Source organism: uncultured Lawsonella sp., from assembly GCF_947252745.1.
Taxonomy (GTDB): domain Bacteria; phylum Actinomycetota; class Actinomycetes; order Mycobacteriales; family Mycobacteriaceae; genus Lawsonella.
Map to the genome: position 1 here is coordinate 1 of NZ_CAMXWW010000004.1, position 17,383 is coordinate 17,383.

At 57.7% G+C, this 17,383-nt stretch carries 15 protein-coding genes; 3 read left to right on the forward strand and 12 right to left on the reverse strand.

The window, feature by feature from the left end:
- Nucleotides 1–86: 86 nt before the first annotated feature.
- The 7 genes from Q0X28_RS04965 to ligA all read right to left on the reverse strand — a co-directional run bounded on the left by Q0X28_RS04965 (nt 87) and on the right by ligA (nt 8,785).
- The gene (locus Q0X28_RS04965) at nt 87–1,190 is read right to left on the reverse strand and encodes a DoxX family protein (protein ID WP_296237436.1); all 1,104 of its coding nucleotides are present in this window, start codon (nt 1,188–1,190) and stop codon (nt 87–89) included.
- 91 nt (nt 1,191–1,281) lie between these two features.
- Nucleotides 1,282–2,790 (reverse strand): Asp-tRNA(Asn)/Glu-tRNA(Gln) amidotransferase subunit GatB, encoded by a 1,509-nt coding sequence (gene gatB, locus Q0X28_RS04970; RefSeq protein WP_296237438.1) that lies wholly within the window; start codon nt 2,788–2,790, stop codon nt 1,282–1,284.
- Nucleotides 2,791–2,975: 185 nt separating this feature from the next.
- Entirely contained in the window at nt 2,976–4,016 is a 1,041-nt protein-coding gene (locus Q0X28_RS04975) for a 6-phosphofructokinase (protein ID WP_296237439.1), read from the reverse strand.
- A gap of 222 nt (nt 4,017–4,238) precedes the next feature.
- Nucleotides 4,239–5,741, reverse strand: coding sequence for an Asp-tRNA(Asn)/Glu-tRNA(Gln) amidotransferase subunit GatA (gene gatA / locus Q0X28_RS04980; RefSeq protein WP_296237440.1), 1,503 nt, complete (start codon nt 5,739–5,741; stop codon nt 4,239–4,241).
- A 5-nt stretch (nt 5,742–5,746) separates the two neighbouring features.
- On the reverse strand, nt 5,747–6,049 hold the full coding sequence (gene gatC / locus Q0X28_RS04985) for an Asp-tRNA(Asn)/Glu-tRNA(Gln) amidotransferase subunit GatC (RefSeq protein WP_296237441.1): 303 nt from the start codon (nt 6,047–6,049) through the stop codon (nt 5,747–5,749).
- Between the two features lie 55 nt (nt 6,050–6,104).
- Nucleotides 6,105–6,629: a GNAT family N-acetyltransferase gene (locus Q0X28_RS04990; protein WP_296237442.1), complete on the reverse strand. Its 525-nt coding sequence runs from the start codon at nt 6,627–6,629 to the stop codon at nt 6,105–6,107.
- Nucleotides 6,626–8,785 carry an NAD-dependent DNA ligase LigA gene (gene ligA, locus Q0X28_RS04995; protein WP_298576922.1) on the reverse strand — a complete coding sequence of 720 codons (2,160 nt, stop codon included), beginning with the start codon at nt 8,783–8,785 and terminating at the stop codon, nt 6,626–6,628. Before ligA ends, Q0X28_RS04990 begins: the two co-directional genes overlap by 4 nt.
- A 117-nt stretch (nt 8,786–8,902) precedes the next feature.
- Here ligA and Q0X28_RS05000 point away from each other — a divergent pair, with 117 nt between their 5' ends.
- On the forward strand, nt 8,903–9,622 hold the full coding sequence (locus Q0X28_RS05000; protein WP_296237444.1) for a 3'-5' exonuclease: 720 nt from the start codon (nt 8,903–8,905) through the stop codon (nt 9,620–9,622).
- Here the strand turns inward: Q0X28_RS05000 and Q0X28_RS05005 are convergent.
- The 5 genes from Q0X28_RS05005 to Q0X28_RS05025 are packed head-to-tail and all read right to left on the reverse strand — an operon-like array spanning nt 9,596 to nt 14,827.
- A complete protein-coding gene (locus Q0X28_RS05005; protein WP_296237445.1) occupies nt 9,596–10,609 on the reverse strand; it encodes a hypothetical protein in 1,014 nt (337 codons plus the stop codon). The two genes, Q0X28_RS05000 and Q0X28_RS05005, sit on opposite strands and share 27 nt — an antisense overlap.
- Nucleotides 10,606–11,784, reverse strand: coding sequence for a tRNA 2-thiouridine(34) synthase MnmA (gene mnmA, locus Q0X28_RS05010; protein WP_298576924.1), 1,179 nt, complete (start codon nt 11,782–11,784; stop codon nt 10,606–10,608). Before mnmA ends, Q0X28_RS05005 begins: the two co-directional genes overlap by 4 nt.
- 9 nt (nt 11,785–11,793) lie before the next feature.
- Nucleotides 11,794–13,014: a cysteine desulfurase family protein gene (locus Q0X28_RS05015; protein WP_296237449.1), complete on the reverse strand. Its 1,221-nt coding sequence runs from the start codon at nt 13,012–13,014 to the stop codon at nt 11,794–11,796.
- Nucleotides 13,015–13,042: 28 nt separating this feature from the next.
- Nucleotides 13,043–14,023: an electron transfer flavoprotein subunit alpha/FixB family protein gene (locus tag Q0X28_RS05020; RefSeq protein WP_296237450.1), complete on the reverse strand. Its 981-nt coding sequence runs from the start codon at nt 14,021–14,023 to the stop codon at nt 13,043–13,045.
- 12 nt (nt 14,024–14,035) lie between these two features.
- Nucleotides 14,036–14,827, reverse strand: a complete 792-nt coding sequence (locus Q0X28_RS05025) for an electron transfer flavoprotein subunit beta/FixA family protein (protein WP_296237451.1) — start codon at nt 14,825–14,827, stop codon at nt 14,036–14,038.
- A 117-nt stretch (nt 14,828–14,944) separates the two neighbouring features.
- On the opposite strand from Q0X28_RS05025, the gene Q0X28_RS05030 reads away from it, so the two are divergent.
- On the forward strand, nt 14,945–15,775 hold the full coding sequence (locus Q0X28_RS05030; protein WP_296237452.1) for a bifunctional 2-polyprenyl-6-hydroxyphenol methylase/3-demethylubiquinol 3-O-methyltransferase UbiG: 831 nt from the start codon (nt 14,945–14,947) through the stop codon (nt 15,773–15,775).
- Nucleotides 15,772–17,355: a glycoside hydrolase family 57 protein gene (locus Q0X28_RS05035; RefSeq protein ID WP_296237453.1), complete on the forward strand. Its 1,584-nt coding sequence runs from the start codon at nt 15,772–15,774 to the stop codon at nt 17,353–17,355. The genes Q0X28_RS05030 and Q0X28_RS05035 overlap by 4 nt, the downstream gene beginning before the upstream one ends.
- The last annotated feature ends 28 nt before the right edge of the window (nt 17,356–17,383 follow it).

Genomic DNA, 17,383 nt, shown 5'->3' on the forward strand with positions numbered 1-17,383 from the left:
GGCGTGGCCCCACCGATAATGGTGGGGCCACGCCTCTATTTCGCCCATCGCCGGAACAGACAACGTCGTCAGAAGGTCAGGCTCTCTCAGAAGGGGAAACCTTGAGTGTTGAGAACTGCCCACATCACAGGTGCTGAGATAATACCTACGACTAGCCAGACAAGTGCCCCCCACTTGGGGCGAGTCGCCCATCCCCAGCGACCATCGACCGACCATCGGCCAGCGCCAGCCAGAATGACGGTTGCCGCCATCACAGCGATCAGGGTGATGATCTCGTAGGGGCCCTTTTGGCTCGAGAGAAACGCAGTGTCGCCGAGTGTGAGATGGGTGAGCGTAGCCATGCCCATCACTCCCAACAGTGCGGATGCACCCGCAGGAGCAAAAAGGCCCAGTGCCACAATGACGCCGCCCACCAGCTCTGTGACACCCGCACCGATAGCGAGAAGCTCGGTGTAGTTGGTGAAGCCAATAGAATGCAGGAGCTGCTCGGTGCTAGCGATAGACCCACCGAAGAGACCAAAGAGCTTATCTGCACCATGCAGTGCCATGATGATGCCGAGCGTCGCACGCAGAAGGAAAAGACCAAAGTCGATAGTGCCACGGTCGGAGCGCGGAGCAACGTCCTCGTCGGCGTCGGGCTCGTCACCCTCACCATTGTCCGGGACAGGAGCAGCCACAACTGGGGCTGGCGCTAATACCGCGGTCTCGGTTGCAGCGGAGTAAAGTGGCTCCACTGACGGTACGTAGAAGCTCTCTTCTGCCTCTGGGACGGGTGTGATGACCGTTGTCTCCCCTTCTGCCATGTCGCTGAAGGCGATAGGTTGTTCTGCGACCGGGATGTACTCCTCTTGACTGTCGGCGTCAGTCATTTCGGGAGCATCGAGCTCCCGCAGTGCGCCCTCCGCTTCCAGCGCAGGTTCATCATTCACTGCAGGTTCATCATCCTGCGCAGAGTCTTCGATCTGTATCGATTCGTCTTCCGCAGGCTCATTATCAGAGGACACCCCCGCTAGATTTCCGCCCGCGAGCTCTTCTTGTTGTGCCACAGAGATGGTGTCAACATCCGCTAGCAGATCCTCCATAAGGAGATCGTCTTCGGTGATCGGTTCAATCCGCTCGGGGACGGCTCGCCGCGGCGGCAAAGTGGGCTCAGGCTCGTTGGTAGGTGCGGGGTTTACGTCTTCGCTCATGCGTCCAGGATAACGGCTTATCCTGTGAAAATGCAGGACATCCCGGGTGAGTCGCTGAGGGCGACAACCCGGGATGTCCGGTTAAAGAGGTTTACGAGCAGATCTCGATGACGATCTCACGCACGCGCGCAGCGTCTGCTTGCCCACGTGTCGCCTTCATCACTGCACCGATGATGGCACCTGCTGCCTGCACCTTTCCGTCACGGATCTTATCTGCCACGTCAGGCTGAGCTGCTAGGGCCTCTTCCACCGCAGTGCGCAGTGCAGAGTCGTCAGAGACGACTGCCAGGCCACGCTTCTCGACAATGTCGGCAGGATCTCCCTCCCCTTCGAGAACCCCATCAACAACCTGTCGGGCAAGCTTATTAGTGAGCTTCCCCTCAGACACCATACCGATGACCTCAGCCACCTGCCGGGGAGTAATCGGGAGTCCTTCCAGCTCCACACCACGATTATTAGCCTGCTGGGTCAGATAGGACACCCACCAGTTACGTGCCTCTGCGGAGGACGCTCCTGCCTCGACGGTATCAGCAACGAGATCCATTGCTCCGGTGTTGACAAGATCGCGCAGCTCTTCATCAGAAAGCTGCCACTCTTTCTGGAGCCGAGCTCGCCGTACCCAGGGAAGTTCTGGCAGCGTAGCGCGAATCTCTTCGACTCGCTCACGCGATACAACAACCGGGGCAAGATCTGGGTCGTTGAAGTAGCGGTAATCGGCGGAGGTCTCTTTAGGCCTACCTGCCGCAGTGGTGCCCGTGGTTTCGAGGAAATGACGTGTCTCGAGCCGGATCTCTCCACCGTCTTCAAGCACAGCGGCCTGACGGCACATTTCGTAACGCACCGCGGTCTCGATGGATTTAAGGGTGTTGACGTTCTTGGTTTCAGTTCGAGTGCCGAACTCGGTCGTCCCCACAGGGCGGAGCGAAAGGTTGACATCGGCACGCATCGACCCCTGCGCCATATTGACGTCCGAGACCTTGAGCGAACGAATCACATCGCGGAGCGCCGTCACGTACGCACGGGCTACTTCCGGGGCCCGCTCCCCCGCTCCTTCAATCGGCTTCGTCACGATTTCGATGAGCGGTACGCCGGCACGGTTGATGTCGAGGAGCGAGTGGGTGGCACCGTTGATGCGACCAGTTTCGCCACCGATGTGGGTGAGTTTTCCGGTGTCCTCCTCCATGTGGGCGCGCTCGATGTCAACACGGAAGGGAGTGCCATCAGCGAGCTCAAATTCCAGGTAGCCGTCAAAGGCGATGGGCTCGTCATATTGGCTGATCTGGTAGTTCTTCGGCTGGTCGGGGTAGAAGTAGTTCTTCCGAGCGAAACGTGAATAGGGAGCAATTTCGCAGTTGAGAGCCAAACCAATCTTGATGGCCCAATCGACAGCTTGCTGGTTGACGACCGGCAAGGCACCCGGTAGCCCCATGCAGGTGGGGCTGACATGAGTATTGGGTTCTGCCCCGAAGGCAGTGGGGCTATTGCAGAACATCTTGGTCTCTGTAGAGAGTTCTACGTGGACTTCCAATCCCATGACGGGATCGTACTTCGCAATTACCTCGTCGAAGTCGAGGATGTCATCTACACGGGCGCTAGTCATGTTTTCCAGTTTAGGTGAGTGAGACGGTTCTTGCAGTATCGGCCCGACACTTCGTTCTTAGCCGAGACGGCCAGGAACATCGGTGTCGAGCCGATACTCACTGTAGAGGGGATAAATATTGCCGGTGCGTCTGCTTCTACCGATGGGAGACGGTGAAGAGGGTAGCGCATCCTGCCAGTTGGGGATTATCCGAAGAGAGCTTCCATTTCCTTGTAACGGTCCATCGGAACTTTCTTGGGATGGCCGACAGCGTCGTCAAGGGAGATACGTTCGATGCGGTCATTGCGTACAGCAACGACCTTCCCAAAGTCTCCTTCAGCCACGGCGTGCACGGCATTCACACCAAAACGGGTACCGAGGACACGGTCAAAGGCAGTGGGGGTACCGCCACGCTGGATGTGGCCCAGCACGGTAGTCCGGATGTCGCGGTCATTCAGACGGCTACGAAGTTCGTCACCGAGCTGCTGTGCAACACCGGTGTAGATTTCGTGGCCGAACTTGTCGATGCCACCGGAACGCATTTCCATAGTGCCTTCCTTGGGAAGTGCGCCCTCGGCAACGACGCAGATGGCATAGGATTCGCCCATTTGGAAACGACGCTCCATGAGCTTGGCGATTTGGTTCACGTCGAAGGGAACTTCTGGAATAACGACCATATGGGCACCACCGGCCATGCCTGCTTGTAGGGCGATCCACCCGGCGTTGCGTCCCATCACCTCCACCAGTATGACGCGCTGGTGGGATTCTGCGGTGGTGTGGAGACGGTCAATGGCATCGGTAGCGATGGACACCGCGGTGTCAAAGCCGAAGGTGTAGTCGGTGTTGGCGACGTCGTTGTCGATGGTCTTGGGAACGCCAACGACATTGATGCCGTTTTCCATGAGCCAACGCCCACCGCGCAAAGTACCGTCACCACCAATGGGGATAACAGCATCGATCTCATTGTCGGCAAGGGTGGCCTTGATGTCGTCTAAGCGAGATTCCAGCTCGCGCGGATTCATACGGCCGGTACCCAGAATGGTGCCGCCTTGGCCGAGAATCTTATCGATGCTTTCGTTGTCGTAGAGCTGCACGCGGAGGTTGTTAACCAGACCGTTCCATCCGTCGTGGAAACCCACCACGGTAGCGTCGTAGCAGCTGTTAGCAGTACGAACGACACCACGAATAACTGCGTTCAGACCGGGGCAGTCACCGCCGGCGGTCAGTACGCCAATTCGAAGACCCATGTGACTAATCCTTCTCTATCGCTTTTCCGAGGAAAAGTGCTTCTAGATGCAGTGTACCGGTAGAAACTCAAGAAAACTTAAACGATCAAGCATCAGGTACATCTGAACTACCGCAGCTTCAGCGGTTATGTAACCAGGCTACGCCGAAATCCTCCCCTTCGCCCCGGTTTCTCGGACGAGAGGAGGATCTCTTAGCGACTTCTCAATCTCTCTACCAGCGGATTACTCCCCGATCGGACCACGCGCCTTTTCAAAAGCAGCACCCACCCGGTAGAGACGAGCATCTTCCAATGCCGGTGCCATAATCTGCAGGCCAACCGGCATACCGGAATCCGAGGCCACTCCTGCTGGTACAGACATGCCACACATTCCTGCCAGATTCAACGGCAACGTGTATAGGTCAAAGAGGTACATGGATACAGGATCATCTACGCGCTCACCCAGTTTGAAGGCAGTCTGCGGCGTAGTCGGTGAGACAAGCACATCGACCTTCTCATACGCCTTCTGGAAATCCTGAGCGATGAGGGTACGCACCTTTTGTGCTTGCCCGTAGTACGCGTCGTAGTAGCCAGCCGACAGTGCGTAGGTGCCAATGATAATACGGCGCTTCACTTCCTTGCCGAAGCCGGCAGCACGAGTTAGCGACATGACCTCTTCCGCAGAATGGGTACCGTCATCACCCACCCGCAAGCCGTAGCGCATACCGTCGAAACGCGCGAGATTGGACGAGACCTCAGACGGCAGAATGAGGTAATAAGCAGCCAACGCATGCGGGAAGTTGGGGCACGATACCTCCATGATTTCTGCCCCCAGACCCTTCAGCGTTTCCACTGCCTTCTGGAAAGACTCCGCGACACCCGGCTGGCATCCTTCATCCGTGAGGAATTCCTTGATGACGCCAACCTTCACGCCTGAGAGATCTCTCTCCTGCCCTTCCAGCGCAGCGCTCACCATATCGGGAATCTCGACTGCCAGAGAAGTCGAGTCATGCTCGTCATGTCCCGCAATAATGTTGTGCAGCATAGCCGTATCCAGCACAGTGCGTGCACACGGACCACCCTGATCAAGGGAAGATGCACATGCCACTAGGCCGTAACGAGAAACAGTGCCGTATGTCGGCTTCACCCCCACCGTAGCGGTAAGAGCAGCAGGTTGTCGGATGGAACCACCGGTATCCGTACCGATCGCCAACGGCGCCTCATAGGATGCCAGTGCGGCTGCTGAACCACCACCAGAACCACCCGGCGTACGCTCTTTGTCCCACGGGTTGAAGGTCGGCCCGAAAGCAGAGTTCTCCGTGGAGGAGCCCATGGCGAACTCATCCATATTGGTCTTACCGAGAATCGGAATGCCCGCTTCCCGCAGTTTCTTCGTGACAGTAGCGTCATACTGCGGCACATACCCCTCCAAGATCTTGGAGGCACAGGTCGTCGGAGCGTCCGTAGTAGTAAACACATCCTTCAGGGCGATAGGTACACCAGCTAATGGGGAAGCTGGCTGTTTCCCCGCAGCAATGTCCTCATCGACCCGCCGGGCAGTCGCCAAAGCTTCCTCTGCACCGACGTGTAGGAAGGCGTGGATCTCCCCGTCTACCTCAGCAATACGATCGAGGAATGCTTGCGTTACCGCCACCGATGACAATTCGCCAGAGTGGATGCGCTGAGCCAGGGTGGAGGCATCCAGAGACAGGATGGAATCTGCCGGAACCGTACGAAGAGCGTTCATGTCGATTACTCCCCTCCTTCACCCAGAATCTGAGGAACAACGATGCGGCCATCTTCGACCTCGGGCGCTTGGCTCAACACTTCTTCCTGGGAAAGGCACGGCTTAATGACATCCTCATGAGCGACGTTTTGGATCGCCACTGGGTGACTCATCGCCTCAACACCTTCAGTATCGAGCTCCGTGATGACATTCACGTGCTGCAAAATATCTTTGATCTGGCCAGCCAACTCATCCAGCTCGTCATCCGCCAACGCTAAACGCGCCAACTTGGCGAGGTGAGCGACATCGTCACGGGTAATACCGTCCACTGAAGCACCTTCCTTCGAGGTTGTACTGTGCGCATGCAGTCGTACGCTGCACATGCTACCGCGTTGCAGTAGGAACAAGCCACACGTAACAGCGAACCGTGAGGCCGGGAATAGGGTCCCAGAATCGAGAGGGCTCCAGCTTGAAACCTGCCCTTTCGTAGATGCGGTGGGCGTTCGTCATAGTGTCTTGACTGGACAGCACCAACTGTCGATAACCATTCTGAACAGCAAATTCTTGACATTCCCGAACAAGAGAAGTACCAATTCCTCTGCCCCGAGCAGACTCATCTACTGCCAACATCCGCATCTCAATCTCATCATCGGCAGCAATAGCCGCCCACGGGCTACCCCCTGCTGCCAGAGTAACCGCCCCGAGAATCTCGCCAGTTGCTGCATCTTCCGCTACGAAATGTGCGGTCGCTTCCCGAAAGCGAGGCGCCACATCGCGCAGAATGTCGAGGTAGGGGGAATTTGGTTCCTCATAGGGGATGTAGGTCGTAAACGTCATCTCACCTACCCCCACCAGATCAGATTCCTGCATAGCGCGAATGATCACTCCATCAGGTGACAGGTCGCTCATCTGTCTCTCTCCTTCAGTGCAGCTTCCCCACCTTGCAGCAGGGTGACGAATTGTGCCTCTGTAAGCACGGGAATACCAAGCGTTTCGGCCTTGGTCAGCTTCGCACCGGCATTCTCCCCAGCCACCACATAGTCTGTCTTCTTCGAGACAGACCCCGCTGCTTTACCTCCCCGTGACAGAATCGCCTCTTTCACTGAATCACGAGTGAAACCTTCCAACGCACCAGTAGCGACGATAGTGAGACCTTCCAGGGTAGGCCGCTGGACAGATTCTTGCCGATCTTCCATTTGCACGCCCGCGGCAGCCCACTTCGCCACAATGTTCCGATGCCAGTCCACCGAAAACCACTCCACCAAGGCGTCAGCAATAATCCCACCGACTCCCTCCACTTCAGCAAAGGCAGCAGCGTCACCCTGCACCGCCAGCTGTTCGATCTCCATCATGCTGTGGAAGGTCGCAGCTAGGGAGCGGGCCGCAGTCGGACCGACATGCCGGATCGATAACGCCACAAGGACGCGCCAGAAGGGGCGCTTTTTCGCATCCGCAAGGTTCTGGAGCAGCTTCTCTCCGGTTTTTGAGAGAATGACCCGTTTCCCATCAACCTCCCCAACAGGTGTGTCTGTATAACGAGGATCGGTATCGATACGGCGGGGAGCATTTCGGGTGTATTGGGATGTGCGAAGGAGATCATCAGCAGTGAGGGTGAAAAGATCTCCCTCATTATGCAGAATCCCGCGCTCATAGAGATCGCGTGCGCCCTTCTCTCCCAGAGCCTCAATATCTAAAGCGGAACGACTGGCCAAATAGAACAGCCTTTCCCGGAGCTGCGCTGAACAACTTTGTGTGTTGGGGCAACGCCAATCCTGATCGGATTCCTTTTCGGGGGCGAGCAGGGCCCCACATTCTGGGCAATGGGTGGGGAAAACAAACTCTTTTTCGTCCCCAGTACGAGCGTCGACGAGGGGTCCCAATACTTCCGGGATCACTTCGCCAGCTTTGCGTATAACCACCTGATCACCAATCAGCACACCTTTACGTTTAACTTCGAATTGGTTGTGCAAGGTGGCATTTGACACTGTTGATCCGGCAACTGTAACGGGTTCCATGAATGCATAGGGAGTCACTCGGCCAGTACGCCCCACTGACACACGAATATCTACTAGGGTGGTGATGGCTTCTTCCGGTGGATACTTGTATGCCACTGCCCAACGAGGCACCCGCGACGTTGCTCCGAGATCCCGCTGCTCCGCGATGTTGTTGAGCTTAACGACTAACCCGTCTGTCTCATGTTCTACCTCGGCACGATACTCACCCCAATAGCGCATCTTCTCAAGCACTGCCGCAATGCCGCACACTCGCTCTGTCTTATCGGAAACATGAAGCCCCCACGCTGCCATGGCGTGGTAGGCATCCCACTGTGTGGCAGGCTGGAACCCCTCCGTCTTCCCCAAACCATGGCAGATCATACGCAGATGTCGTCGCGCCACCTCAGCAGGGTCTTTCTGGCGCAGCGAGCCGGCTGCAGCATTGCGTGGATTAGCAAACGGCTTAGGTTTTCGACCCGCTTCTTCCGCCTCCGAAACAATCCGCGCATTGAGTTCGGCAAAGTCATCAAGAGCGAAGTACACCTCCCCACGAACCTCCAGAAGCGCTGGCAGCGGATAGTCGGGATGATCCGTGAGACGTACGGGGATATCCGCGATAGTGCGCGCATTGAGTGTAATGTCCTCCCCGACCCGCCCGTCTCCTCGGGTGGCAGCTCGTTCCAGTACCCCCTCTCGATACACCAGGTCGATAGCCGCGCCATCAATCTTGAGCTCGGTGAGGTATTCCTGGTCCGGACCGATTTCGTTCTCTAGGCGAGTGAGCCACTCCGTCAACTCTTCCGGGCTAAACACATCCTCTAGGCTCAGCATTCGTTCGGGATGTTCGGCGGAGTTGAACGTCGTCTCGAAACCGCCACCTACCAGCTGCGTGGGGGAATCTGGAGTACGCAATTCAGGATACTCATCCTCCAACGCCACCAGCTCATGAAAAAGCTGGTCAAACTCGCTGTCGGTGATGATAGGAGAATCCATCACGTAGTAGCGGAACTGGTGGTCACGCACAACACTGGCAAGCTCAGTCCAGCGCTGCTGAATATCCGAGGTTATCACGTCTTTAGCCTAGCGTCTCGCGCCAACCGAACACTGAATTTGTCACTGTCGGAGAGTAACCTGGGGACAACATCACCGAAAGGGTTATGTTCCCGCCGTGGACCACGAGGAGATCCCGTGTCAGACTCTTTTTTCACCCCACACCATATGTGCTCCTTCGATTTAGAGACGACGGGCCCCAACCCTCGGACGGCACGCATCGTCACATCCTCTTGTCTTGATATCGACCTCCCAGAGTCCTCATCAACAGGCGTGGAACCCCATCTTGTTACGCATAACTGGCTCGCCGATCCGGGTTGTGACATTCCCGCTGAAGCCACTGCAGTGCATGGTATTTCGACGGAACAAGCGCGGCGTGAAGGCAGCCCCCATGCAAAGGTCGTCAAGGAAACTGTCGCGCATCTCTATACTGCTTGGGAGGAGGGCCGCACTCTCATCGTCTATAACGCCTCGTTTGATCTCACCATTCTGCAACACTGGGAACCAACATTCGAGGTACGGGGGCTAGTGCTTGACCCTTATGTAGTGGATCGTGCTCTCGACAAATACCGGAAGGGTAAGCGCACCCTCGGTATCGTGTGTGAACACTACCAGGTCTCACTAGACAATGCGCACAACTCTGATGCGGACGCTTGGAGCGCTGCACAGCTTGCCACGCGGTTAGCAGATGTCTATCCACAGTTGCTGACTACCCCGGCAGACGATCTCATGGCACTGCAAACTGAATGGCACCGTGAGCGTCAACAGAGTCTCCGGGAGTACCTAGAGCGGGTAGGACGGGATTCCCACTCCGTGGAAACAGAGTGGCCGCTACTGGGGCCACTCGTCCAACACTAACTCAGGCATCTCCACGAACGACCCCAACCGCTCTTGTATACTGTGCTGCGATACGCCGTGGGTGTTCTGCGCTGAATAGCACAACGCACTGTCATGAAAGATGGGCAGTGACGACTCCTGCGGTGCCACCGCCACATCCCGGAGGAGAACAGCAAGACGATGGGCTTGACGTCGACGTTCCCGCAGTGGTACCGCTAACGGCATCACACACTCTAACCCGCGTCCCCACTGGTCGAAGAGCTCTCCCATCTCATCCCGCTGTGCAGTCGATGGTTGCAACGAGACTGGGAGTGCTACTCGTAGCGTGCCCGCTCGTAGCGCCGGCGCACACTGGCGCACCCACTGGGCACTCTCGTGAGGAAGGCGAAGCACTACCCGGCCAGTCGCTGCCTCCCCCACAGCACTCCACTGTGCAGGCAGGATCTGTTGATCCGGCACGGGAATGTAGTCCCACTGGTGTGCCCCCGACAATGTCCCGCCCAGTGCGGGCCCCGCGTCACTCTCATCCATCACTATCCACGGGTCACGCCCAGTTCGTCGTGATAGGTCACGCGTCAGCTGTGCCACCATCTCCGAATACTGTTCCATCATGTCACGGACAGCGCCTGCGTCCGTCAGCATCCAATGCCCGTTGGAAAGCTCCACATGGGATAAACATGCGACAGGACCCGCCACCACCACGGTAAGCGGCCCGCTGCCAATACCTGTCGTCTCGACAATCTCCTCCAACAGATCCAGATCCTGCTCAAGAAGGGAGCGTGCAGCGCGATGGAAACGCGTTTCCTGAGGCCCACAAACAAATGTGCGCACACCGTAGCCCCACACCATGTCCGGCAGGAATGCCGTCATTCGCCCTACAGAACTGGCCGGCAAACCGCGCGCAGGTAGCACGGGGAGAAAGAACGCAGACGCTGCCTCCCCCGCAATTATCCGCAGAGTGGAACGCATATCGGTGCCGGGTAACGACCCCTCCGCATGCACCATCATGAGGATTCCGAGGCCCCATTGAGTGGAGAAGATACCGTCATCTCCGCACTACTCTGCCCTACGAGGGCATCACGACTCTCAGCTGTCGCGTGGATAGTAGCCGCCCCAAGCACAATGTCGCCTGCTGGATCGGGTTGGTAGAGCACTGCGCTTTGACCACACGCCACCCCGCGTAAGGGAACATCTGTGTGAATGGTAACGGTCTCCCCCATCATCTCAACGGTGCACGGCACCGGTACTGTATGTGCCCGCACCTGCACTTCACACCGGAGTTGGTGGCACTCCCCCGCTGCCGCACATTCCGCCAGCTCTTGCGATAACCAGTTAGCTGGCCACCCACGCAGGTAATTCGTCTCCAACATGTCCCGTGTACCGATCAGCACAGTATTACGTCGCACATCTAAGCCCACCACATAGCGCGGTAAACCATCTGGTAACGGGCCTACTAGACCCAGACCCTTACGCTGTCCAATGGTGAATCCGTAGGTGCCTTGGTGCTCGGCAACAATTTTCCTTGTCACCATATCGATGACCGGCCCAGGCCGATCGCCCAGCCTTAAGTGCAGAAAACCGCGGGTGTCTCCATTGGGGATGAAGCAAATGTCGGTGGAATCGGGTTTAGAGGCCACGCTAAAACCATGTGCTGCTGCCTCCTCTCGGATCTGCGGCTTTTCCGTATCACCACAGGGGAAGAGAGAATGATCGAGCTGATGACGGTTGAGAACCCCCAACACGTACGACTGATCTTTTGCCTGGTCGACTCCGCGTCGCAGCATCCCATCAACAATTTGGGCATAGTGGCCAGTCGCTACGGCATCGTAGCCCAAGGCTAGACCACGCTCGAGAAGTGCGTCGAACTTAATGCGCTCATTGCATCGTAGACAGGGGTTAGGGGTCTCCCCTAACTCATAGGTATCGACGAAATCCTCAATGACCTGGGCGCGGAAACGCTCAGAGAAATCCCATACATAAAACGGGATTCCCAGGTGGTCCGCAACTCGGCGGGCATCTCCAGAATCCTCCAGAGAACAGCATCCGCGTGCACCCGCACGCAGAGTGGCAGGCGCACTGGACAATGCCAGGTGAATACCGACGACGTCGTGGCCTGCATCGACCAGACGGGCGGCAGCGACAGAGGAATCGACACCTCCCGATAACGCAGCTAAAACACGCATAGATATAGCCTAAGCCAGCCCTGCCAGACGGGCACGTTCAACAGCCTCCGGCAGCGCCTGCAATAGATCGTCAACATGCTGGGGAGTTGTTGTGTGCCCCATGGAAAGACGAAGTGTACCTCGCGCCTGTGGCTCGGGAACTCCCATCGCAAGGAGGACTTCCGAGGCATGTGCGACGCCTGCTGTACATGCCGCCCCCAAAGAGACACTGATTCCTTTCCCATCCAGAAGCATAAGCAGTGCGTCCCCTTCGCATCCAGGAAAGGACGCAGAGACAATTCCAGGAAGGACGGGACTATCTGCCCCCTCGGTGGCTTTCTCCGGACCGTTAATGATGACATCGTCACAGACCTTGTGCAGACCGGTGATGAGCTTATGACGTAGTGCCACCAACCGAGCAGTTTCGTCGGCTTGACGCGCTACCGCTGCCTGCAACGCCGCAGCCATACCGACGATACCCAACACATTCTGCGTTCCTGCCCGGAGGCCACGCTCCTGTCCGCCGCCGTGGAAGAGCGGGACGAGGGGGGCATCACGTCGCGCTAAAAGCACACCGATACCAGTGGGGCCACCAAACTTCTGGGAAGCCACAGACATAGTGGTGATGCCAGGGTGGGAAAAATCAAGCTGCATATGAGTGACGGCTTGTACCGCGTCCACATGGAACGGGACACCGGCTGCCGCGGCTGCATCGGCTAGCTCTGCGACGGGTTGTACCGTTCCCACCTCATTGTTGGCAGCCATTACAGTCATAAGCAGTGGGATGTCCGACTGGTGGAGACGCTCGCGGACGACACTGAGCTCGACACGTCCAGCCTGGTCCACGGGCAGTACGTCCAGATCCACGCCGAACACATCGTGCCGGTAGCTGGCTAACCATGTGGCAGCATCGGTGACGGAGTGGTGTTCGACGGCACTGAGGAGCAGACGACGGTATCCCTGCTCGGCGCGCGCTAGGGACATGCCCTTTAGTGCCAGGTTGTCTGCTTCCGTTCCCGATGCGACAAAGATCACTTCGCTGGGGCGTGCACCGAGGAGTTCTGCGATGGATTCGCGGGCTTCTTCGACATGGCAGCGTGCTCGGCGGCCTACTGAGTGGACACTGGAGGGGTTCCCCATGTCGCCGGCCAGTTCGCACATTGCGGTATGAGCTTCTTCCCGCAGTGGGGTGATCGCGGCGTGATCGAAGTAGCTTGCCTCGGCTAGCAATTCTGGGGATTCACAGAGCATGCGGGGTCTTTCTGTGCTGTAAGAGACTTCAGCTGCGGGCTTTCATTAGGTCAATGAGCTGCGGCACGATATCTTCAACATCGCCCACGATACCGAGGTCGGCAATAGAGAAGAGTTGTGCATCCGGGTCGTTATTAATGACCACAATGTGCTTGGAGTTCTGCATTCCGGCCTTGTGCTGGATTGCTCCGGAGATACCTAGTCCGATGTACAGGTCTGGGTTGACGGTGACACCCGTTTGGCCGATTTGGAGGGCACCTGCGCAGTATCCGAGGTCCACTGCATCGCGAGTTGCACCGACTGCTGCACCGAGTTGGTCGGCAAGTCCCTCCACGTAGTCGTGGAAGCCTTCTGCGGAGCCGACACCGCGGCCACCGGCTACCACTACCTTCGCCTGGGTGAGGTCAGGCCTATCGCTGGGGGTGTCTTCGATGCGTTGCGAAACGCGGACGCCGCGTCGAATGGTGGGATCAGGCAAAGCCACGGTACGTATATCAACATCGTGCTGGTCTGCTGTCTCTGCCTCTGTGGCTTCGACGACACCGTTACGAAGAACAACAATTGGATAGCGGCCACGGACCTCGGCAGCGACATCACGTTGCGAGCCAAAGATGGAATGCGTGACGTGCGCGAGATCGGTGAGGGCGACAGCATCGGAGGCTAGACCGGATCCCAGACGGACGGCTACCCGCCCAGCAATTTCACGGTTGATGATGCTGTCGGGAAGAAGCACTCCTGCTACCTCCTCGGTCACCGCAATCGAGCAGAGGACATCGACGAGTGGGGTGGCGAAGAAGGCGAAAGCGTCTTTGTCTTCGGCAGCGTGGAGTGCCTCCACCCCAAAGGGGGCAAGTGCGGCGGCGAGGCTGGTGGAAACACCCGGCTCGCACAAAACGACAGCGTGGACGGTATCGATCGTGCGGGCTACGGAGATCGCCTCAAGGCTCGCTTGAGTAGGCTGTGCCTGGTCACCACGACCGGTGTACGAGATGGGGACAAGGATAGTCATTGTCGTGTTCTCCTATACAAGCTTCTCGGAGACGAGGTAGTCCATAATGCGCTGTGCGCCGTCACCATTGTCAGCGAATACTTCTCCCTGCTGCTTGACGGGGCGTTCGGTGGTGTTGACGACGACGGTACCTGCACCGGCTTGCCCGACTTGGTTGGGCAGCACTCCAATATCTGCAAGGCTCCACTCGGTGACCTCCTTCTTCTTGGCCGCCATAATGCCTTTGAAGGAGGGGAAGCGCGGTTCGTTCATGGTCTCTGTAACGGAGACCAATGCTGGCATGTCGGCAGTGAGTTGGTAGGTAAACCCATCGGTGGCTCGTTCGGCACTCAACGTGCCATCTGCTTCCACTGTGAGCGAGTTCACGCTAGTGAGAGCGGGGATGCCCAAGTACTCGGCAATGATTGCAGGGACAGTCCCTGCTCCGGCATCGGAGGATTGGTCGCCACAGATCACAAGTTTGGTGTCAGCGATGTGGCCAAGGGCGTTGGCCAGTACCCAAGCGGTTTGGATTACGTCTGAACCGACGAGGGCATCGTCGCAGATGTGGATGCCGCGGTCCGCCCCCATGGCCATTGCCCGGCGGAGGACCTCCACTGCACTGGCTGGCCCCATAGTGAGCGCGATAATTTCATGGGGGGTTTCCAGCACGTCATTGAGCTGTACTGCCGCCTCTACCGCATGCTCGTTGGTTTCGTCCAAGATTTTATCGACGCTCTCTCGATTGAGGCGGAAATCGTCGGTGAGCGAGTTGTCCGTTTCGTAGTCAGGAACTTGCTTCACGAGGACGACGGTGGCTGACATGGAAACCTCCTGGTTGAGGGTACACAGGCGGAAATGTGCCTGCAAAGATGGTAACGCGAATAGCTTTCTCTACCTAGTTATAGTGGTTGTTGTTCGCGGACAGGATAGGGTGAAAAGGTGAGTAACCAGGACTTCCCCGCTGACCCCGATACGGTTGTGCCACTCCCCATGACAGGTGAGCGTACGGCCCCGGATACCGACCAGGAAAACTACTGGTTCCGCCGCCACGAAATTGTGTATCTGGCGTGGCGGGAGCACTGTCGCGGCAGGGACATTATTGAAGCTGGGGCTGGGGAAGGCTATGGGGCGGGTATTCTGGCACCCTACGCCCAATCTCTCCACGGGATGGATTACGATCTGCTGGCCTGCCAGCACGCGGCGAGCAAATACGGGGTTGGTGCTCCCTGCCCACTCACCTTTACCCAGGCGGATTTAGGGGCATTACCGTTGGCGGACGAGTGCACGGACGTCATCGTTAATTCCCAGGTCATTGAGCATCTCCCCGACCAAGAAGCGTTTGTTGCCGAGTGCTTCCGGGTGCTGCGACCGGGTGGTGTGTTCTTAGTTGCAACTCCCAATCGAATTACCTTTACGCCTACCGGCCAACCTATTAACCCGTTCCACATTCGGGAGCTTAACGCGCGCGAATTAGCTGACCTGCTGGTTGAGCCGGGCTTTGAGCTGGTGGAGACGCTGGGGGTGTATCACGGTCCACACCTGCGTTCCCTCGATAACAAGTGGGGTGGCCTTATTCATGCGCAACTGCAACCCTATTTGGAGAACCGTTCCTGGCCTGCGGAGCTGCGGGCGGATGTCGATAGCATCACCGCCATCGATTTTGAATTTCGCAGCTGTCCGCCAACCGAGGTAGAGCTAGGGAAGCTAGACGACCCTACGTCTCTCGATGACAGCTTGGATCTTGTTTTTGTGGGGAGGAAACCACGATGACAATGTCACCCACTGTGCCTGGTCTTTTTACGCTGGTTCTCCATAGTCATCTCCCCTGGTTTGCTCATCATGGGGCATGGCCGGTGGGCGAGGAACTTCTCTATCAAGCGTGGGGGAACGCCTATATTTCTGTCGTCGAAGAGCTCTATCGGTTAGCAGAAGAAGGCTACCGCGATGTGCTTTCTCTCGGGATCACTCCCATTGTGGCTGCCCAGCTAGACGATCCCTACTGTCTCCGTGGTATGCACGAGTGGCTGGCAAACTGGCAGATGCGGGCGGCGGAAGCGGCTAGCTTTACTGCTGCTGCTACGGTGGACTCCGCCTCAGCCCATGGCACTGATGCCGTTCGGGCCATGGGAGGCCGTGAGGAAGCAGCAGCTCGTTGGGCCACCGAACGCTTCCTTGCTCGTTGGACCAGCGGTGGTTCACCAGTGTTCCGCCCGTTGCAGGATGACGGTGTGGTCGAAATGTTAGGGGGACCACTCGCTCATCCCTTCCAGCCGCTCCTCCCCAAGACGTTGCGCCGTTTTTTTCTTGAGTCAGGTCTTTCCGACAGCGAACTGCGGAGGGGTACCCGTCCGGCTGGTCTGTGGGCTCCTGAGTGCGCCTTCACTCCCGGTATGGAAGTGGACTACCAGCGTGCCGGCGTGACTCACTTTATGGTGGATGGACCTTCACTCCATGGGGACACTGCGTGCGGCCGTCCGGTAGGCGCAAGTGATGTTGTGGCGTTTGGCCGCGATCTCACCGTCAGCTATCGTGTGTGGTCCCCCAAGGCGGGCTACCCTGGCCATGCTGATTACCGTGATTTTCACACGTACCACCACGAGACTGGTTTTAAGCCGGCGCGGGTCACTGGCCGCTCTGTCTCCCCAGAACATAAAGCCCCTTATAATCCGACACGTGCTGCAGCACGTGTCGACCACGATGTTGCAGACTTTGTGGAGACTGTTGTGGGCCGTTTGCAGAGTGAAACTGAGCGATGTGGTCGCCCCGCACACGTCGTGGCGGCATTTGATACTGAACTCTTTGGGCATTGGTGGCACGAGGGGCCCGAGTGGCTCGGGAAAGTTATCCGTGCTTTGCACGCTGCGGGTGTTCGCGTTGGTTCTCTGGCAACGGCGCGCGCCGCTGGCTATGTGGGCACTCCCGTGGAGTTGGGTGACTGTTCATGGGGTTCTGGTAAGGACTGGCGCGTCTGGGAGGGACCACAAGTGGCTGACATCGTGGAGCTTAACCAACAGATCAGTGCTGAGCTGGCGACGGCGTTGTGGGAGTTTGTCCCCAGTGACGCCACCCCCGTCCGACCGCGTGACCGCTACTGCGACCAGATTGTCCGAGAGGCAGCACTCGCGCTGCAATCTGACTGGGCGTTCCTCATTTCGAAAGACACGGCGGCAGACTACGCACGGAACCGCGCTTATCTGCATGCCCACGCGATGCGCGAACTAATTACTGCCCGGCGCCATCATTGGCGGGAGCAGGAATCACAGTTGCTCGGCGCGTGGCAGGCCGCCGATGGGCCCTTCTCACAATTGGACGCTCGGCTGCTACGAAACGCCTATGATGAGGAAGATTAACGATCCCGAACTGTTCTTTCCGGTGCTG